Below are 18654 nucleotides of genomic sequence, written 5' to 3'. Positions count from 1 at the left end.
TCTTCCCCCCCCCCCCCGCGGGCGCCCGGGCCCCCGCTCGCCCTCCCCTCTCTCGTCTCGCCCCCCCCCCCCCCGGCAGGCAGATGAGGTGCAGCGCGAACCTGTCGAGGCATGGCGCCGCCCCTCATCCGGCCCTATCGGGCCACCTTCTCCCCGTGAACGGGGAGAAGGAAGAAAAGGCGCTTACTTCTTGTTCTTCGCCAACCAGTCCTGCTGTTCCTTGGTCAGGAAGGCAGCCCATTGGTCGGCGACATCCTTGGCCGTCTTCTGGCCAAGAAGCACTTCCTGGAAGTTCTTGATCGCCACCTGGTCGACGAAGTTGCCGAGATTCTCCAGATGCGTCGGCGGCGTCACCATTTCATATTTGGAGCTGTCGCTCAGCTCCGTGAACCAGCCCTTGAACTGCTCGGTCTTGAAATGGGGATCCTGGTCGGCGCCGTTGTGGATCGGGACGACCCCGACTTCCTTGGCCCATTCCAGATTGTCCTTCGGCGACAAAAGCGTCGCCATCAGCTTCCAGGCGTCGTCCTTGTGCTGCGAGTTGGCAAACATCGCCCAGCCGGCATAGCCGAGTGTCGGATAGGACTTACCGCTCGGCCCGACCGGCAATGGCGCCACGGCGAAGTCGTCGGCGCTCATCTTGTCGGCAATGCCGAGCAGCGCGTCCGGATCCTGGTTGAGCATGGCGCAGGTGCCGGAATAGAAGCCGGTGACCGTTTCGTTGAAGCCCCAGCTCACCGAATCCTTCGGCGCCAGGCCGTCCTTGTACATGTCGGCCAGCATCTGCAGGCCCTTGACCGAGCCTTCTTCGTTGATCGTCGAGGTGCCGTCCTCGTTGAAGTAGCCACCCTTGCCGGCGGCGATGTTCATGAACATGTGCATGCCGTTGAAGGCGCCCGGCCCGCCGCGCAGGCAGTAGCCGTACTTGCCCGGGATCGCGGAAATCTTCTTGGCATCGGCGATGAAATCATCGAGCGTCGCCGGCGGGCCATCGAGGCCGGCCTGCTTGAACAATTTCTTGTTCCAGAACAGCGCGTTCACATAGTAGCCGTAAGGGATCATGTACTGGGTGTTGTTGACGGTCGAGCCGAACTGCTTGGCACGGTCGCCGAGCGTCTTGGCGTCGTCCCATTTGGCCATGTAGGGCCCGAGATCCTCCAGTTGGGCATTGTTGGCATAGAGGCCCATCCAGCGTTCCGGCATTTCGACGATGTCAGGCGTATCGCCGGCCTGCACCATGGTCAGGAATTTTTCGAAGGCCTGGCCCCAGGGCAGCGAGATCAGCTCGACCTTGACGCCGGGATTGGCCGTCTCGAACTCGGCGATCTGCTTCTTCAGGAATTCGGTGCGCGGCGGGCTGGTGATGACTTCGACCATTTTCAGGGTCGAATCGGCCATAGCGCTTCCGGCGGAAATCGCCAGCCCCGCAACGGTGGCAAGCATGACGGTCAGTTTTTTCATGTTCAAGACTCCCATTTTGAACCCGCTTGTTATTTTCTGGCTTTTTCGAAGGCCTGGGCGACGTCAGCCCATAGGTCCTCGACACTCTCCAATCCGACATTGAAGCGGATGGTTCGGGGGCTGACGCCGAAGCGCGCCATCGAATTCAGGCCCGGCGTCTGCTCCAGCGACGCCTTGGCCGGTACGACCAGGCTTTCATGCCCGCCCCAGCTGACGCCAATGCGGAAATATTTCAGCGCGTCTACGAAGACGGGAATGTCGATATCGTCCGTCACCTCGAAGGAGAACAATCCGGCATAGCCTGCCAGCGTCGCCTTGCCCGGATGGTTCGAATAGACGGGGTGGTTGACCCGCTCGACATTGCCATGCGCCTTCAGCCGTTCGGCGATGGCCAGGCCGCTCTTCATATGGTGCGGCAGGCGCAGCGGCAGTGTGCGCAGGCCGCGCAGCAGCAGCCATGCCTCGAACGGCGACAGCTTGCCGCCGAGATAGGAATAGGTCTGCTCGTTGATGTGCCTGATATGAGCAGCGGAACCCGCCACCACGCCGGCCACGGTGTCGCTGTGGCCGCCGAGATACTTCGAGGCCGAGTGCAGCACCAGATCGACGCCATGCGTGATCGGCTTCTGGAACACCGGCGTCGCCCAGGAATTGTCGATCGTGGTGACGATGCCTTGCTCCTTGGCCAGCCGCGTCAGATGCGCGATATCCTGCACCTCGAACATCATCGAGGTCGGGCTTTCCAGATAGAGCAGCTTGGCGCCGGGAAGTGCTGCCGCGACGGCATCGGGGTCGGAACCGTCGACGTAGTCGACCTTGATTTTGAGCCGCGGCAACAGCCGCTCGAACAGCCGATAGGCATCGCCATAGCAATTGCGCACCGCCACGATGCGCTCGCCGGCACCGACAAAGGCAAGCACCGTGGCGCTGATCGCCGCCATGCCGCTGGAAAAGCCGCGCGCCGCCTCGGCACCCTCGAGTGCGGCCACCCGCGCCTCGAATTCCATCACCGTCGGATTGTCGCCGCGCGAATAGATCGGCTGCTTTCGTTTGCCGGCAAAAGTGTCGGCCATCTCGGCATAGCTGGCGAAGGTAAACAGCGAGGTTTGATAGATCGGCGGCACCACGGCACCCCCGGGGAACGGCTCGTCATGCGCCAGCAATGTCGCCGCCTCGGCAAGATAGTCGTGATCGAAACCGGATGGATGCTCGTTCATGTCTGGCTCGAAAGTTTGAGTTTGGCGGCACCGCGCTTCAAATCATCCTCGACGGTGGCGATCAGCTTGAGCGCCTCGGCGCGGGCGCCCTGCGGGTCGCGGGCGGCGATGCGTTCATAGATGGTTCGGTGATAGGGAAAGCTGGCGTGGCCGAAATCACGAACGCCCAGCGGATGCTCCCAGAAGCGGTGGAACAATTCGTGCATGGCGGCGATGATCTGCTCGAACAGCGGATTGCCCGAGACCCGGTAGATCGCCTGGTGGAACTCCCAATCCTCTTCCGACGACATGCCTTCGCGCGTGCGGAACGCCTGCTCCATGATGTCGAGCTTGCGCGCGATCTCGGCGATATCGGTCTGGCTTGCACGTTCGGCGCAAAGGGCCGCGGCCTCTGCCTCCAGCGCGCGGCGGATCTCCAGCGTCTGCATCAGGCTGGTAAAGTCATTGCCGCCCGCCAGCGTCAGCGGCATATGCAACATGTCGGGTGAGACGGCCGCCTTGAGGTAAGTTCCGCTGCCTTGCCGGCGCTCGACGAGGCCGAGCCCTTCCCAGCGAGTCAGCGCCTCGCGCACCGTGTTGCGGCTGACTTTCAGCCGCTCGGCCAGGATACGCTCGGTCGGAAGTCTCTCGCCGGGCTGCAAGGCCTCGGCGCGAACAAATCCCACCAACGCCTTCAGCACGGCGTCATCGCGCGCCGTTGTCTGAATGGGTGGCAGGCTGTTCTGGTCCACACTTCCTCCAAGTGGTCCAATGGTCCAACCAATTTCTGCATAGATGAAAGATCCTGTCAATCGATTGCCAGGGCACCCATCCTTTTTTATGCTGTTGACGGTTGCGACAATCCGTTTCAGCGGGTCGTGCCAGGGGGTGCCGTTCCCCCGATGTTCGGTTGCCACGAAGGAGCTTGTCGCGCCATCCACAGCGACTAAGGAACGGCTGTCGCCGCGCCAAGACAGTATCCAGATCTTCACACGCAAAAAAGCAGAGCCCCGTCTTTGGTACGGAGCTCCGCTGTTCTTTTGGAAGGAAGGGGGCCGGACGGCGTTTGGCAGCGGTACGAGGAGGCCACTATGTGCCAGCGCCGGCCGGCCGACCCCACGGACCCAGGAGATGCGGCGGACCTGAGCATCATGTGGTATTCCTGGAGATCGGAGCCGGTTGTCTATCCTCGTGCCGGCTTCGTCTTGGCCTTCACACTTGCGCAAGAGCTTATGAAAATCAACAGTTTCTTAACCAAGGCTCGCGAATCGCTTGGATTAAGGTAAACGGGTAACCCTGTCGGCTTGACTGGATAATTGGGGGCTGAACCGATTAGGCCGCCTTGGCAACGACTCGGTTGCGGCCGCCGCTCTTGGCTTCGTAGAGCGCGAGGTCGGCACGCTTCATCAGCGCCGCCACCGTATCTACCCCCTTCAGCACCGACGACACGCCGACGCTGACGGTGACTTCGATCTTCGTGCCGTCCTGGCCGATGGCAAAAGGCGCTTGGGCAATTTCGGCGCGAATGCGTTCGGCCACCTTCTCGGCCACCGCGCCTTCGGTGTCCGGCATCACCACGACGAACTCCTCGCCGCCAAAGCGGCAGGCAAGGTCGATACCCCTGACATTCTTGCGCAGCCGTCGCGCAAATTCCCGCAACACCTCGTCGCCGCCGTCATGGCCGTGCGTGTCGTTGATCGCCTTGAAGCGGTCGAGGTCGGTGATCATCACCGACAGCGGCCGGCGCCGCGCCACGGCGCGATCGAACAATGTCTGCAGATGGCTGTCGAGATAGCGGCGGTTGTGCAGCCCGGTCAGCCCATCGGTCACCGCCATTTCGATGGTCTGGGTGACGCTGGCGCGCAGCTGGTCGTTGTAGCGCTTGCGGCGCACCTGGGTACGCAGCCGTGCCGTCAACTCCTGCTGGTCGATCGGCCGCATCAGATAGTCGTTGATGCCGAGCTCGAGGCCGCGGATGATGCGTTCCTCCTCGCCCTCCTCCGCCAGCAGGATGATCGGCACGAAGCGAGTGCGGTCCAGCGAGCGCAATTGCGAACAGAGTCTCAGCGGATCAAAATCGGCGAACGCCGTCGAGATCATCACGCATTCATAGGACGTCTCGGCAGCCTGGAAGAAGCCGGCATGCGGATCACTGGAGATGTCGAGGTCGGCACGGTCGCGCAGCATTTTCTGGATGCGCTCGACGGATGTTTTGCGCTCGTCGATCAAAAGCACTTTCGGCATCGTGTCTTCGGCTGCGAAATTGCGGCTCAAAAGCTCTTCGATGCCGATGTTGCGCGTCGTCGAGGCGCGCAGCCGCAACTCGTCGGTCAGCGATTTCAGCCGGACAAGGCTCTTGACGCGCGTCATCAGTTGCAGATCGTTGACCGGCTTGGTCAGGAAGTCGTCGGCGCCGGCTTCGAGCCCGCGCACCCGGTCTGAAACCTGGTCGAGCGCCGTGATCATCACCACCGGAATATGCGATGTCGCCGGATCGCTCTTCAGCCGCCGGCAGACCTCGAAGCCGTCCATATCCGGCATCATCACGTCGAGCAGCACGACATCGACCTTGCCGTTCTCGCAGGTCTCAATCGCATCCGGCCCGTTGGTTGCGGTCAGCACCTCGAAATATTCAGCCAGCAACCGGACTTCCAGCAGCCGAACATTGGCAGGGACGTCGTCGACGACGAGGATCCGTGCAGTCATTTCACAAAGCTCCGGCTCGGCTGAAAAGGTACATCACGCATCGCCCAAATAGGATTTGATGGTTTCGATAAAGCGCGGCACCGAGATCGGCTTCGAAATATAAGCCTCGCAGCCACCCTGGCGGATGCGTTCCTCGTCGCCCTTCATCGCGAAGGCGGTCACCGCGATGACCGGGATGACGTGCAACTGGTCATCCTCCTTCAGCCATTTGGTCACTTCCAGCCCTGACACTTCAGGCAGCTGGATATCCATCAGGATGAGGTCAGGCCGGTGCTGGCGCGCCAGATCGAGCGCTTCCAGACCGTTTCGGGTGCGCACGGTCTCGTAACCGCTTGCCTCGATGAGGTCCCGAAAGAGCTTCATGTTGAGCTCATTGTCCTCGACGATCATGACCTTCTTCGGCATCGATATCCCGTCCCGGTCGTCGTCCCGCTCGAAGACGGCCGTCATGCGCCATGTCTAGACGCACCAAAACCTGCTTCACTTTACGGCAATATCATTGACGAAACGGAAATCCGCAGCTGGAAAACAGCGCAAATTCCACCTCGTCTCCTGCGCGTCCAAGGGCGCGCCACGCTCTAATGGCTTGCCGCAAGCAACTCTTGCCATTACTGCGGGAGAGACTCATTCCACACACTGAAGGTAATGATGGCAAACGCAGCGTCAATGCGTGAAGAGGCGGAAACCATTGCCGTGAAGGCCCTGGGCTTTGTCGCCTCCGATCCGGAATTGCTGCCGCGCTTTCTGGCGATCACCGGCATCGAGGCGCATTCGATCCGTCAGGCTGCCAGCGAGCCGGGCTTCCTGGCTGGTGTCCTGCAGTTCATTCTTGCCCATGAGCCGACGCTGATGCGCTTCGCCGAGGAAACCGGCACGCCGCCGGCTGCCATCGGCAAGGCCTTGCGGGCGCTGCCGCTGGGTGACGACGACCACGAGCATTCCATATGAGCGATGATCCTGAAACCGCGCGTCAGATCGAGGAACTGATAGCTGACGACCGCCCGCTGCTGGTGCTTGACGTCGACGACGTCTTGCTCGAATTCATCCGCCCGTTTCCGAATTTTCTCAGGGCGCGCGGCTATGATCTTACGCTGGCCTCCTTCCAGCTGACCGGAAACATCGCCGAAACGGCGAGCGGCCGCCTGATCGAACAGCCCGAAGTCACCGCACTTCTGGGCGATTTCTTCGACGCGCAGGCCGACTGGCAGAGTATCACGGAAGGTGCTGCGGAAGCCTTGGCAGAACTCGGCGACCGCGCGCAAATCATCTTGCTTACGGCTATGCCGCATAGGCACCGGGCCGTGCGCCGCGCCCATCTCGATGCCCTCGGGGTGAGCTATCCCCTTCTGACCACGGAAATGGCCAAGGGGCCGGCGGTGGCCAAGCTTCGCGGCAAAGGGGGCCGGCCGGTCGTCTTCGTCGACGATCAGCCGCGCAACCTGGCGTCGGTACAGAATGCCGTCGCCGATGCCGAGCTGTTTCACTTGATGGCTGACAATTCGCTGCGCGCATTCCTGCCGCCAGTCCCGGACGACGTCATCGTCGTACAGGATTGGCATGAAGCCGCCCCAAGGATCACGAGCGCGCTGGGGCTCTAAAGCCCCGGCCCCTCATGGATTCAGTTTCGCTCCTGCCCCGCCGCTGTCGTCTCCGCTGTCATCGTTCCCGCCGTCACCATCATCCACGCTGTCGTCGACCGCCGGATCGGCAGGCTTCAGCATGACGCCGTTGACGGTAACCGAACCATCGGCCTTGGCGTTGACGACCCATTCCAGCCGGCCGTCGGGCAGCGCCTTGCCAAAATCCTTCGCCATGAGCGCAACCGGCACATATTGCGCCACCTCCGGCTCCGACTTTGCCGCCTCCTGCAAGCCTTCGATCATCTTGTCGAAGCCGGTGACATCGACCGTCACGTTTCCTTCGGGCTTTTCGCCGGGGAACGTCATCTCGCCTTCCAGCGCGATCTCAGTGTCTTTGTTCTTCACGGTGCTGTGGCCGAGCACGACCTTCGGCGTCTTGGCCATGAAGTCGGCTTTGAGCTGCTCGCCGAATTCAGGCGACAGCGGCGGATCCCGATTAAGATCAAAGGCTTCGATTGACTTCTTCGCCATGCTGTCGAGATCGATATTGGCGCCGCCGAAGTTCAGATCGATATCGGTGGGCAGCAGCGCGACGCTCCAGCTCGGCAGCAGCTGCTGCGGCACGGTTAGCCCCGATGCCTTGATGCCATAGGTGATTTTGCCGCTCTGGGCGACACCGTCGGTGCCGAACACGGTGGAGAGCTGGTTGGCGCCGAAATTGCCGACCGGGCTTTCCACCACGAAATCCTTGAAGCCGTAGGTTCCCTCCACACGGTCCCAAAGCGGCAATGCCGCGCGCAGAAGCGATTTGAGTTGCGCCTGGTTGGCCTTCAGCGTTGCCTCGTTCTCATTGGCCACGGCAAATGCCAGGAGATCAAGCAGCGGCTTTGTCCGCACACCCTTGCCGCTGGCTTCGACCGACAGTTCCGGCGACCTGAGGGTGACCGGGAATTTCAGCCCGCTCTCGGGATCGTCGAAATTGAGCGCCTCGACAAAACTCGACACCTTTTGCGAGCTTGTGAAATCGATGCCGCCGGTCGCGGACTTGCTCGCGGCAATAGTCGCGGTGCCGGCGCCGGTGCTGGCTTCGATGTGCTGCTTGGTATCCTTCGATGCCATCGTCATGCCGGCGATGGAGCTGGTGCCGCTGGTAAAAGCCGCCAGATTGGGATCGTAGACGCCCGTCCCCTTGCCGTCCTTGATGGAAAGCTGTGTGCTTTGCAGCCCCTCGGGCCCGTTGAACTCGAAGGAAGCGTTTTGCGAAAAGTCCATCGAGACATCCCAGGACCCATCGCTGCGCGGCTTGACCATGAGCGCATAGGGCGCGAAGTCGAATTTCACCAGCTTCTGGTCCGGAAACGATGCGGCAAGTGCCTTGAAATCAAACAGGATCTTGTAGGCATCGCCTTCGAGCGAAACCTTCACAATGCCCTTGTCGATCGCCTGCTTGCCGACATACCGGGACAAGTCGCCGGACAATTGCTTCGCACCCTGACTGTCGACGGTCTGACCGAAAGCAGGCGCACTCAACGCAAGAAGGAACACGAATGGCAGGGCACGGTTCACGTGAATTCTCCGTTTTGGCGTAATGCATGTCACCCATAAGTGGGCCCCGGTTTCGGGAGAATGACATGCATCAAACAAACAACCTAAAGCGCATGCGCTTTAGAAGGAACGCTTTATTCGTCTGGTATGAAATTACCGTCACGACCGCAAGGCGGGATCAACAACAACGCTGCCAAGCAGAATGCCTCGATCAAAGCACGAGCCGCATCAATGGCCGGCCCACCTTACGTTCCACAAGCCTTTCGAAGCCGGCCTTCTCGAACACCCGCGACGAGCCGACGAACAGGCCAATCGAACGCGAATCGCGAGACAGGTCCATCGGGCAGGCCTCGACCAGCCGGGCGCCATTCCGGCGGGCGAAATCAATGCCGCCTTCGACCAGGCGATGCGTCATACCCCTGCCGCGCGCCTTGCTGCGGATGAAGAAGCAGGAGATGGCCCACACGGCCGGATCCATGGCGTCGGCGGGATCGATCGGCGCCGACCCCCTGCCCTGATTGTTCCATTCGGGCACGTCGGCGCGCGGTCCGATCTGCATCCAGCCAACCGCCTGACCATCCTCGAATGCCAGCAGACCCGGCGGCGGGCCGGCTTCGATGCGCGCCTTGATGTGATCCTTGTTGCGCTCCCGGCTGCTTTCGCGGCGCACCGCCGGCGCCATGCGGAAATGCGTGCACCAGCAACCGTAGCAGGCACCCTGCTTGCCGAAGAGGTCCTCGAAATCCGCCCATAGCGCGGGCGTCAACGGCGCTATGGTCGTGCTCATGCGTTCTCCCCAGACCACCCTTGTCGCTGGTCTTGCGCTGTCGTAATATTGCGTTTGTTCTCTGTATGTTCCCACAAATGGCGGCTCCTGTCAACAATCCCGACCACGGTTTTTGCCGCGACTGCCTGACATTTCAGCGCAGCGAGGCGCGCCGTTGCGAGCGCTGTGGCAGTCCCAGGCTCGCGCGACATCCCGAGCTTTACCGGCTGCATCTGGCCCATATCGATTGCGATGCTTTTTATGCTGCGATCGAAAAGCGTGACAATCCGGCGCTCAAGGACAAGCCGCTGATCATCGGCGGCGGCAAGCGCGGCGTCGTGTCCACCGCATGCTACATCGCCCGTATCCAGGGCGTGCGCTCGGCAATGCCGATGTTCAAGGCACTCGAAGCCTGCCCCGAGGCGGTCGTCATCAGCCCCAACATGGAAAAATACGTGCGCGTCGGCCGCGAGGTGCGCGCCATGATGCAGGCGCTGACGCCGCTGGTCGAGCCGCTGTCGATCGACGAGGCGTTTCTCGACCTCGCCGGCACCGAGCGGCTGCACGGCCTGCCACCGGCAGTGGTCTTGGCGCGCTTTGCGCTCGCAGTCGAGAAGGAGGTCGGCATCACCGTTTCGGCCGGCCTGTCCTATTGCAAGTTTCTCGCCAAGATAGCGTCCGACCTCCGCAAGCCGCGCGGCTTCTCGGTCATCGGCGAGGCCGAGGCGGTCGGCTTCCTGGCGGTGCAGCCGGTCACCATGATCTGGGGCGTCGGCAAGGCGTTCAACGCCACGCTGGAGCGCGACGGCATCCGCACCATCGGCCAGCTTCAGAAAATGGATCGTGGCGACCTGATGCGGCGTTACGGCACCATGGGCGACCGGCTCTACCGGCTTTCGCGTGGCGAGGACGTCCGCCGCGTCGATCCGGATCAGGATGCCAAGAGCGTATCGGCCGAAACCACCTTCGACACCGACATCGCGTCGCTGGAAGAGCTGGTCGCGGTGCTGAGAGGGCTTTCGGAAAAGGTTTCGGCACGGCTGAAGAAATCCGGCATTGCCGGGCGCACCGTGGTGCTGAAGCTGAAAACCCAGGATTTCAAGCTGCGCACGCGCAACCGCCAGCTCGGCGACCCGACCCGGCTCGCCGATCGCATCTTTCAAACCGGGGTAGAGCTTCTGCGAAAGGAAACCGATGGCACGAAATACCGGCTGCTCGGGATAGGCGTCAGCGACCTCTCGGACGACGACAAGGCCGACCCGCCCGATCTGGTCGATGTCCGGTCGCGCAAGCGTGCCATGGCCGAAGGCGCCATCGACGCCCTGCGCGACAAGTTCGGCCGCAAGGCAGTGGAAACCGGCTACACATTCGGTAAAGGCCGCGATGCCCACCCGCCTGAGCCCCTTGAGGAGTGACGCTGCATATCGCCGTGTTGAAATTCAACTGCGCTGCAGGTCTATCCTGCTTGTCACTACGCTCTTGCCGGTTTTCGGATCGGTGTCGATGACAGTCAGCCGCATGCCGTTCTCGCCGCGTTTCTCCACCGTCATCTGTGCCCTTCGGTCACCATTGACCTCCTTGGCCCAGCGGATGCCGAGATTGATCGCGTTGCCGGAGCGGCTGCCGTTGAGTTGCGCCGGCCCGGTACGAGAACCGACATAGGTGCCGCTATACTTGGCACCACTGGCTTTCAGGTCCGCGCTGATGGCGCGCGTCACCACAATCAGTCCGCGGCAATTGCCGTCGAGCGACAACGAGGTCGACGTCGCGTTCGACTTGAAGTTACAGGACACATTGACCGTTGGCGTGTCTGTGGTCACCTTGACGATACCCTTGCCGGTAAAATCGCCATTGAACGACTGGAGAAATCTGGTCTCGTCGGCATGCGCGGCGCCTGCCGCAACCAACAGACATCCAGCAAGGCCGAATTGCGCGAATAATCTCATCGAACTCTCCTTGTCGATCTCGCAAAAGTGGGACAGTTCACGACACAGGCACGGTCGGCTACCCGGGCTCAACGCCCCTTGCCGTTTCAGGTTCCGCCTGTCTGACAACATCCGTCCGTTGCGACTGGCCCAGAAGAATGCAGCGACTAGTGATTGCGGCAAAAGCTGCGGCCTGCGACACAGCCCGCATGGTACCTACCCCTTCGATTTCAAAGGCCGCGTTCTGGATGGCGTTATCGATCGCCTCGTTCCTGGCGATGTCGGTCGCCGGCCGCGCCACGACGGCCGAGCTCAACGTCTTCCAGGTGCTGGAACTGCGCTCGGTGATCGGCTTTTTCATACTTCTGCCGCTGGTGATGATGAGCGGCGGCTTTCCAGCCATGCGCACGCAACGCCCCGTCGCCCACCTCGCCCGCAATGTCATCCACTATACCGGCCAGGCGGCCTGGCTCTACGCGCTGACGCTGATCCCGCTGGCCGTGTTGATCTCGATCGAATTCACCACACCGATCTGGACGGCAATCCTGGCGGTGGCTTTTCTCGGCGAAAGGCTCTCGCGGCCAAAACTTGCGGCGATCGTGCTGGGGCTGGTCGGCGTCATGATCATTGTGCGCCCCGGTGTCGGCTGGGTCGATCCGGGACATCTCGTCGTGCTCGGTGCCGCGGTCTGCTTCGGTATCTCCGTGGTCACGGTCAAATCGCTGACGCGAACGGACAGCGTCGTGCGCATCATCTTCTGGATGCTGATCATCCAGTCGGTGGTCGGTCTGGTTCCGGCACTCTATGACTGGCGCAATCCGCCGCCGGAGCTGTGGCCATGGATCGTGCTGATCGCCTTCACCGGCATGTCGTCGCATTTTTGCATGGCGCGCGCACTTGGCTATGCCGATGCGACAGTCATCTCGCCGATGGATTTCCTGCGCGTGCCACTATCGGCGCTGATCGGCTGGCTGCTCTATAGCGAGCAGATCGACGCCTTCACCGCCGGCGGCGCGTTGTTGATCCTGATGGGCAATCTGCTCAATCTTCAGCGAAAAGCGCCGCAGCCGGCGGACATCGCCGCGTCTTAGCCCGATGCATTGGTCTGGCCTGGTGACGCCTCCGGTGAAGATCTTGGCTGCGCAAATTTATGCGCTGACCTGAGATTGTCGCCTTGCCGCCGCAGCGGCGGGGTGAGATGGTCCGGAGACGAAGAGCAAGAAAGTGCCAGCGTGAGATCGTGCAACGATGCGTGTCGTGATCGTCGCTATTTTATTGGTGTCGACGGTGCTGGCCACCAGCAAGGCGCAAGCCGAAGCGGCAACGCATCTTGACGTGCCGGACAATCTTACCGCTTCTGCCTTTGGTCCGAAGATCGTAGCCGACTATTCCGCGTCCATGCTGCATTATCGAACAAGCCTGAGCACGCATTTGCAGAATGGTCTTATCGGCGATTTCGTTTCCTCGATGCGCATCCCCTGGGCTTGGCGTTCAGACGATGGAAGCACGGTTCGGCGCATCGGCGATAGGCTGTTCCTGCTTACGCAGGGCGATTGCCTTAGCCGAATGTGCCAGGAGGTCTATTGCCAACAGACGGAGTGGCCGGTGTTCGACTGCCGCGATGGCCACAAGCGCAAGATGGCGGCTCCCGGCCCGTCGGACATCATTTTCGACGGTATCAGCTACAGTCAGATAGGCAGTCCGCAGTTCTGAGCGAATTGGACTGCGGCGGGATGGTCCCGCCGCCAATTGCCGTCATCGGATATCTTGAGGAGGTGCCGCCGGCATTACAGCGATATGCCGTGATCACACCAGCTCCACTTCGACCACGCCCGGAACAGCCCGCATCGCCGAGGCGATCTGTGGCGAGATCCGGTAGCGGTTCGGCAACTCGATCTCGATTTCCCCCTCGCCTTCTTCCTTGATCAGCACGAAGCTGACTTGGCCCTCGCCCTTGACGGTCAGTTGGCCGGCGAGCGTGTTGATCGGCGCGGCGTTGCGCACGAAGATGCGCAGTGCCTTTTGGACGCGGCTTGCCTCGTCCTCCAGCGATTGCACCGAGTTGATGCGCAAATTGACGCCTTCCGGCCTGTCCTCGGCCGCAACGGTGATGACGACGGAGCGGCCGGCCTCGAGCAGGTCGCGATACTGCGCCAGTCCTTCCGAAAATAGCACGGCTTCGTACTGGCCGGATGTATCGGAAAAGGCGATGACGCCCATCTTGTTGCCGGTGCGCGTCTTGCGCTCCTGCTTGGACGTCACCGTGCCAGCCAGGCGGCCGGCGGCGGCACCACGCTTGACGGCCGCCGAAAACTCGGCCCACGTCTGCACCCGCATCTTCTGCAGGGCCGCCTTGTATTCGTCGAGCGGGTGCGCCGAGAGATAGAAGCCGACCACCTGGAATTCGCGGTGCAGCCGGTCGGCGGCAAGCCACGGTTCCGTCGTCGGCAGATTGAGTGCCTGCGACTGGGCGCCGAGCGAGGCGCCGAAAATGTCGTGCTGACCGGAAACCGCGTTCTGCTGCGCCAGCGATGCCAGCCCCATCATGCGTTCCACGCCTGCCATCATCGAGGCGCGATCATGGCCGAAGCAGTCGAGCGCGCCGGCCATGATCAGGCTTTCGAAGACGCGCTTGCCGACGATCTTGGGATCGACCCGCTCGCAGAAATCGGCGAGATTCTTGAACGGCTTTTCGCCACGCTGGGCAACGATGTGCTCCACCGCCGCGTCGCCGACGCCCTTGAGTGCGGCCAGCGAATAGAAGATGCGGTTTTCGCCGACCTCGAAGGGACGAAAGCTCGATATTACCGACGGCGCCAGAACCTCGATGCCGAGGCGCAGCGCATCCTGGCGGAAATCGGCGAGCTTGTCGGTGTTGCCCATGTCGAGCGTCATCGACGCCGCCAGGAACTCGACCGGATAATGCGCCTTGAGGTAGGCGGTCTGGTACGACACCACCGCATAGGCGGCGGCGTGCGATTTGTTGAAACCATAGTCGGCGAACTTGGCCAGCAGGTCGAAAATGAAGTCGGCTTGCGGCTTGCCGACGCCGCGCTCGACCGCGCCCGAAACGAAGCGTTCGCGCTGCTTGTCCATCTCGGCGCGGATCTTCTTGCCCATGGCGCGGCGCAGCAAATCGGCTTCGCCGAGCGAATAGCCGGCAAGCTCCTGCGCGATCTGCATCACCTGTTCCTGGTAGACGATGACGCCTTGCGTCTCTTTCACCAGATGGTCGATCTTGGGATGGATCGACGCCATCTCCTCCTCGCCATGCTTTCTGGCATTGTAGGTCGGGATGTTCTCCATCGGTCCCGGCCGGTACAGCGCCACCAGCGCGATGATGTCCTCGATGCAGTCGGGCCGCATACCGATCAGCGCCTTGCGCATACCGGCACTTTCCACCTGGAACACGCCGACCACTTCGCCTCGCGACAGCATGGCGTAGGTCTCGGGATCATCGAGCGGGATCGTCGCCAGGTCGATCTCGATGCCGCGCCGGCGGATCAATTTCACTGCCGTTTCGAGTACGGTCAGTGTTTTCAGGCCGAGGAAGTCGAATTTCACCAGCCCGGCCTGCTCGACATATTTCATGTTGAACTGGGTAACCGGCATGTCCGAGCGCGGATCGCGGTACATCGGCACCAGTTCCGACAGCGGCCGGTCGCCGATGACGATGCCGGCTGCGTGGGTCGAGGCGTGACGGTAGAGGCCCTCCAGCTTCTGCGCCATGTCGAGCAGCGTCTGGACGATCGGCTCCCTTTCGGCCTCTTCGGCAAAGCGCGGCTCATTGGCGATGGCATCGGCGAGCTTGACCGGATTGGCCGGATTCTGCGGCACCATCTTCGAGAGCTTGTCGACCTGGCCATAGGGCATCTGCAGCACGCGACCGACGTCGCGCAGCACGGCGCGTGCCTGCAGCGTACCGAAGGTGATGATCTGGCCGACCTGGTCGCGGCCGTATTTCTGCTGGACGTAACGGATGACTTCCTCGCGGCGATCCTGGCAGAAGTCGATGTCGAAGTCGGGCATCGACACGCGGTCGGGGTTGAGGAAGCGTTCGAACAGCAGGGAAAAGCGCAACGGGTCGATGTCGGTGATGGTCGTCGAATAGGCGACCAGCGAGCCTGCGCCCGAACCGCGTCCCGGCCCGACCGGAATGCCCTGCGCCTTCGCCCATTTGATGAAGTCGGCAACGATCAGGAAATACCCCGGAAACTTCATCTTGGTGATGATGCCGAGCTCGAAATTCAACCGCTCGCGATATTGCTCTACGGTGTAGCCGGCAGTCGGGCCATGCGCGGCCAGCCGCGCCTCAAGCCCCTCATGCGCCTGGCGGGCCAATTCGTCGGCTTCCGCCTGCAAGGCGGCATCGTTGTCGGCGACATCGCCGCCGGTGAAGCGCGGCAGGATCGGGTTGCGATTCCTGGGATAGTAGGAGCAGCGCAGTGCGATCTCGACGGTGTTGTCGATCGCTTCCGGCAGATCGGCGAACAGCCGCGCCATATCGGCCTGGCTGCGCAGGAAATTGTCCGGCGACAGGCGGCGGCGATTGTCGACAGCGACGACAGAGCCCTCGGCGATGGCGATCAGCGCATCATGGGCGTCATAATCGTCGCGCGCCAAGAAGAACGCCTCGTTGGTGGCGACCAGCGGCAATTCATGGGCATAGGCAAGATCGATCGAGGATTTCTCGATCGTCCGATCATAACCCGAAACCCGGTCCAGTTCGACATAGAGCCGGTCGCCGAACATCGACTTGAGGGTCAAGAGCCGTGTTTCGGCCAGATCGCGGCGATCTTCCTTGAGCGCAGTGCCGATCGGTCCGCGCGGCCCGCCACTGAGGCAGATCAACCCGTCACAATAGCCTTGCATCATTTCAGTGGTCAGGTGCACCGCCTCGCCCGGCGGCGTTTCGAGGTAGACGCGGCTGACCAGCCTGACCAGATTGGAATAGCCGGCCTCGGTCGCGGCAAGCAGGACGACCGGCCGCATGTCCGGCCCTTGCCGCCTGCGGTCGCGCTGGCCATCATTGCTTTCGCCGGAAAATGCGAGCGCAGCCTGGCAGCCGATGATCGGCTGGATACCGTCCTTCACTGCCTTCTGCGCGAATTCCAGCGCGCCGAACAGATTGTTGGTGTCGGTTACGGCAATGGCGGGTGCTCCGTCCTTGACCGCGTGAGCCACCACCGTGCCGATCTGTAAGGCGCCCTCCAGCAGCGAATAGGCCGAATGCACACGCAGATGGACAAAGGGCCGTGCGGGCGCCTCCGGCCGCGCCGCCGCAATCGCTGCTTCGCGCTTCAGGGGATCGCGGGGAAGTTTTTCGTCGGCCATGGTGCTGCGTGAAGGTCCTTGAGTCGATGGAGATGTATTGTCCGGGACCGCGCGCTGCCAGTCCAGCACAAACCACTGCTGATCACCGGCTGCCTGCCCGGCTAGTCTTACGCAAACTCCATGATCACCGCGTCCACCGCCAGGCTGTCGCCCGGCCTGGCGTTGAGTTTCGACACGACAAGGTCGCGTTCGGCACGCAGCACGTTTTCCATCTTCATCGCCTCGACCACCGCCAGCGTCTCGCCGGCCTTGACCTCCTGGCCCTCGGCAACGGCAATCGACACGACAAGGCCAGGCATCGGGCAAAGCAGCATCTTCGACGTGTCCGGCGCCATTTTTTCCGGCATCAGCCTTTCAAGCTCGGCGATGCGCGGCAGCATGGCGCGCGCGGTCACCGACATGCCCTTCCAGGCAATGCGAAAGCCGTTGGCAACAGGCCTGATCTGGGCAGTAACCTTGCGCTTACCGACCGTGCCGCGCCAGATCAGGTCGCCCGGCCGCCAGTCGGATGCGACGGTCAACGGCTTGCCGCCCTCGATCGCCAGATCGACTTCCATCGGAATGGAAATTATGCCCTCGACGATCGACGCCGACAGATAGTCGTCGCCGACCTTCACCACCCAGTCGCGCTTCAGCGCTCCCGAATGCGGCGCCAGTCGCCCGCCAAGCCGGTCGAGCCGGTCGCGGCGCAGCAGTTCAACCGCGGTCGCAATCGACGCCAGCACGGCTTTCTCGTCGTCGTTCGGCACGACGGGCGCAAAACCGTCGGGATATTCCTCCGATATGAAAGCGGTCGATATCAGCCCTTGCCGCCAGCGCGGATGCTGCATCAAGGCGGCAAGAAACGGAATGTTGTGCTCGATGCCGTCGACGACAAAGCTGTCGAGCGCTTCCGACATTGCATCGATAGCGGCGAGCCGCGTGGGCGCCCAGGTGCACAGCTTGGCGAGCATTGGATCGTAGAACATCGAGATTTCCGAGCCTTCGGTGACGCCGGTGTCGTTGCGGATGACGACATCGCCGAATTGTCCTTCCTCCGGCGGCCGATAGCGCGTCAGCCGGCCGATCGAGGGCAGGAAATTGCGGTACGGGTCCTCGGCATAAAGCCGGCTTTCCATCGCCCAGCCGTTCAGCTTGATATCGCCTTGCTTCAGGCCAAGCTTTTCGCCGGCGGCAACGCGGATCATCTGCTCGACCAGATCGATGCCGGTGATCAGCTCGGTCACCGGATGCTCGACCTGCAATCGTGTATTCATTTCAAGGAAATAGAAGTTCTTGTCCTTGTCGACGATGAACTCGACCGTGCCGGCGCTCTGGTAGTCGACTGCCCTGGCCAGCGCCACCGACTGCTCGCCCATGGCCTTGCGCGTATTGGCATCAAGGAACGGCGACGGCGCCTCTTCGGCGACCTTCTGGTTGCGGCGCTGGATCGAGCATTCGCGCTCGCCGAGATAGAGCGCGTTACCATGCGCGTCGGCCAGCACCTGGATTTCGATATGGCGTGGATCAACGATGAATTTCTCGATGAAGACGCGGTCGTCGCCAAACGAGCCCTTGGCTTCCGAGCGCGCACGATCGAAGCCGTCGCGCACTTCCGCCTGGCTCCAGGCGATGCGCATGCCCTTGCCGCCGCCACCTGCCGAGGCCTTGATCATCACGGGATAGCCGATCTCGCCGGCGATCCTTTCGGCATGGTCGGCATTTTCGATGACGCCGAGCCAGCCGGGCACAGTGGAAACCTTGGCGGCGTTGGCGAACTTCTTAGATTCGATCTTGTCGCCCATCGCCTTGATCGCTTTGGGCTTCGGGCCGATGAAAATGATCCCTTCCGCTTCCAGCGCCTCGCAGAAGGCCGCCCGCTCGGACAGGAACCCGTAGCCGGGGTGCACGGCCTGGGCGCCCGTCTCCTTGCAGGCGGCGATGATCTTTTCGGGGACGAGATAACTCTGCGCCGCGGGCGAAGGTCCGATATGCACCGCCTCGTCGGCCATTTCGACATGCACGGCATCGCGATCGGCATCGGAATAGACGGCAACCGTGGCGATGCCCATCTTGCGCGCCGTCCTGATGACGCGGCAGGCGATCTCGCCGCGATTGGCGATCAGGATTTTGGTGAACATGCGGAATGTCATCCCTCGGTC

General features: G+C 62.0%; 15 protein-coding genes. 5 read left to right on the top strand and 10 right to left on the bottom strand.

The window, feature by feature from the left end:
- Positions 1–183: 183 nt before the first annotated feature.
- The 5 genes from NKJ89_RS27995 to NKJ89_RS27975 all read right to left on the bottom strand — a co-directional run bounded on the left by NKJ89_RS27995 (position 184) and on the right by NKJ89_RS27975 (position 5813).
- On the bottom strand, positions 184–1461 hold the full coding sequence (locus tag NKJ89_RS27995; RefSeq protein ID WP_023757509.1) for an ABC transporter substrate-binding protein: 1278 nt from the start codon (positions 1459–1461) through the stop codon (positions 184–186).
- Between the two features lie 29 nt (positions 1462–1490).
- Positions 1491–2678: a PLP-dependent transferase gene (locus NKJ89_RS27990; protein WP_352607284.1), complete on the bottom strand. Its 1188-nt coding sequence runs from the start codon at positions 2676–2678 to the stop codon at positions 1491–1493.
- On the bottom strand, positions 2675–3409 hold the full coding sequence (locus NKJ89_RS27985) for a FadR/GntR family transcriptional regulator (protein WP_352607282.1): 735 nt from the start codon (positions 3407–3409) through the stop codon (positions 2675–2677). Before NKJ89_RS27985 ends, NKJ89_RS27990 begins: the two co-directional genes overlap by 4 nt.
- Before the next feature lie 580 nt (positions 3410–3989).
- Positions 3990–5363 carry a PleD family two-component system response regulator gene (locus NKJ89_RS27980; RefSeq protein WP_352607280.1) on the bottom strand — a complete coding sequence of 458 codons (1374 nt, stop codon included), beginning with the start codon at positions 5361–5363 and terminating at the stop codon, positions 3990–3992.
- Positions 5364–5396: 33 nt separating this feature from the next.
- A complete protein-coding gene (locus tag NKJ89_RS27975; RefSeq protein WP_352607278.1) occupies positions 5397–5813 on the bottom strand; it encodes a response regulator in 417 nt (138 codons plus the stop codon).
- A gap of 198 nt (positions 5814–6011) precedes the next feature.
- Here NKJ89_RS27975 and NKJ89_RS27970 point away from each other — a divergent pair, with 198 nt between their 5' ends.
- Both NKJ89_RS27970 and NKJ89_RS27965 read left to right on the top strand, forming a co-directional pair.
- Positions 6012–6311 carry a DUF3572 domain-containing protein gene (locus NKJ89_RS27970; RefSeq protein WP_352607276.1) on the top strand — a complete coding sequence of 100 codons (300 nt, stop codon included), beginning with the start codon at positions 6012–6014 and terminating at the stop codon, positions 6309–6311.
- A complete protein-coding gene (locus tag NKJ89_RS27965) occupies positions 6308–6961 on the top strand; it encodes a hypothetical protein (RefSeq protein ID WP_352607274.1) in 654 nt (217 codons plus the stop codon). The genes NKJ89_RS27970 and NKJ89_RS27965 overlap by 4 nt, the downstream gene beginning before the upstream one ends.
- A 12-nt stretch (positions 6962–6973) precedes the next feature.
- Here the strand turns inward: NKJ89_RS27965 and NKJ89_RS27960 are convergent, their stop codons facing one another.
- Positions 6974–8509 carry a hypothetical protein gene (locus tag NKJ89_RS27960; protein WP_352607272.1) on the bottom strand — a complete coding sequence of 512 codons (1536 nt, stop codon included), beginning with the start codon at positions 8507–8509 and terminating at the stop codon, positions 6974–6976.
- A gap of 190 nt (positions 8510–8699) precedes the next feature.
- Positions 8700–9275 (bottom strand): GNAT family N-acetyltransferase, encoded by a 576-nt coding sequence (locus NKJ89_RS27955; protein ID WP_352607270.1) that lies wholly within the window; start codon positions 9273–9275, stop codon positions 8700–8702.
- Positions 9276–9340: 65 nt separating this feature from the next.
- Between NKJ89_RS27955 and NKJ89_RS27950 the strand changes: the two genes are divergently transcribed.
- Positions 9341–10669 carry a DNA polymerase IV gene (locus tag NKJ89_RS27950; protein WP_352607268.1) on the top strand — a complete coding sequence of 443 codons (1329 nt, stop codon included), beginning with the start codon at positions 9341–9343 and terminating at the stop codon, positions 10667–10669.
- Between the two features lie 24 nt (positions 10670–10693).
- Here the strand turns inward: NKJ89_RS27950 and NKJ89_RS27945 are convergent, their stop codons facing one another.
- Positions 10694–11200 carry a hypothetical protein gene (locus tag NKJ89_RS27945; protein ID WP_023757519.1) on the bottom strand — a complete coding sequence of 169 codons (507 nt, stop codon included), beginning with the start codon at positions 11198–11200 and terminating at the stop codon, positions 10694–10696.
- Between the two features lie 188 nt (positions 11201–11388).
- On the opposite strand from NKJ89_RS27945, the gene NKJ89_RS27940 reads away from it, so the two are divergent.
- Entirely contained in the window at positions 11389–12270 is an 882-nt protein-coding gene (locus tag NKJ89_RS27940; RefSeq protein WP_352607266.1) for a DMT family transporter, read from the top strand.
- Positions 12271–12427: 157 nt separating this feature from the next.
- Positions 12428–12892 carry a hypothetical protein gene (locus NKJ89_RS27935; protein WP_352607264.1) on the top strand — a complete coding sequence of 155 codons (465 nt, stop codon included), beginning with the start codon at positions 12428–12430 and terminating at the stop codon, positions 12890–12892.
- Positions 12893–12985: 93 nt separating this feature from the next.
- On the opposite strand, the gene dnaE is transcribed toward NKJ89_RS27935, so the two are convergent.
- Together dnaE and NKJ89_RS27925 are read right to left on the bottom strand one after the other, a co-directional pair.
- Positions 12986–16513 (bottom strand): DNA polymerase III subunit alpha, encoded by a 3528-nt coding sequence (gene dnaE / locus NKJ89_RS27930; protein WP_352607262.1) that lies wholly within the window; start codon positions 16511–16513, stop codon positions 12986–12988.
- A 107-nt stretch (positions 16514–16620) separates the two neighbouring features.
- Positions 16621–18633 (bottom strand): acetyl-CoA carboxylase biotin carboxylase subunit, encoded by a 2013-nt coding sequence (locus tag NKJ89_RS27925; protein ID WP_352607260.1) that lies wholly within the window; start codon positions 18631–18633, stop codon positions 16621–16623.
- Between the last annotated feature and the right edge of the window lie 21 nt (positions 18634–18654).

The organism is Mesorhizobium sp. M0047 (assembly GCF_040323315.1).
GTDB lineage: Bacteria > Pseudomonadota > Alphaproteobacteria > Rhizobiales > Rhizobiaceae > Mesorhizobium.
This window is presented reverse-complemented; position numbering and strand designations above follow the sequence as displayed.

What these genes read in the sequence shown, in the direction of transcription:
- NKJ89_RS27995 (WP_023757509.1), bottom strand. Translation starts at nt 1,461, where the DNA reads ATGAAAAAACTGACCGTCATGCTTGCCACCGTTGCGGGGCTGGCGATT.
- NKJ89_RS27990 (WP_352607284.1), bottom strand. Translation starts at nt 2,678, where the DNA reads ATGAACGAGCATCCATCCGGTTTCGATCACGACTATCTTGCCGAGGCG.
- NKJ89_RS27980 (WP_352607280.1), bottom strand. Translation starts at nt 5,363, where the DNA reads ATGACTGCACGGATCCTCGTCGTCGACGACGTCCCTGCCAATGTTCGG.
- NKJ89_RS27975 (WP_352607278.1), bottom strand. Translation starts at nt 5,813, where the DNA reads ATGACGGCCGTCTTCGAGCGGGACGACGACCGGGACGGGATATCGATG.
- NKJ89_RS27970 (WP_352607276.1), top strand. Translation starts at nt 6,012, where the DNA reads ATGGCAAACGCAGCGTCAATGCGTGAAGAGGCGGAAACCATTGCCGTG.
- NKJ89_RS27965 (WP_352607274.1), top strand. Translation starts at nt 6,308, where the DNA reads ATGAGCGATGATCCTGAAACCGCGCGTCAGATCGAGGAACTGATAGCT.
- NKJ89_RS27955 (WP_352607270.1), bottom strand. Translation starts at nt 9,275, where the DNA reads ATGAGCACGACCATAGCGCCGTTGACGCCCGCGCTATGGGCGGATTTC.
- NKJ89_RS27950 (WP_352607268.1), top strand. Translation starts at nt 9,341, where the DNA reads ATGTTCCCACAAATGGCGGCTCCTGTCAACAATCCCGACCACGGTTTT.
- NKJ89_RS27945 (WP_023757519.1), bottom strand. Translation starts at nt 11,200, where the DNA reads ATGAGATTATTCGCGCAATTCGGCCTTGCTGGATGTCTGTTGGTTGCG.
- NKJ89_RS27940 (WP_352607266.1), top strand. Translation starts at nt 11,389, where the DNA reads ATGGTACCTACCCCTTCGATTTCAAAGGCCGCGTTCTGGATGGCGTTA.
- NKJ89_RS27935 (WP_352607264.1), top strand. Translation starts at nt 12,428, where the DNA reads ATGCGTGTCGTGATCGTCGCTATTTTATTGGTGTCGACGGTGCTGGCC.
- dnaE (WP_352607262.1), bottom strand. Translation starts at nt 16,513, where the DNA reads ATGGCCGACGAAAAACTTCCCCGCGATCCCCTGAAGCGCGAAGCAGCG.
- NKJ89_RS27925 (WP_352607260.1), bottom strand. Translation starts at nt 18,633, where the DNA reads ATGTTCACCAAAATCCTGATCGCCAATCGCGGCGAGATCGCCTGCCGC.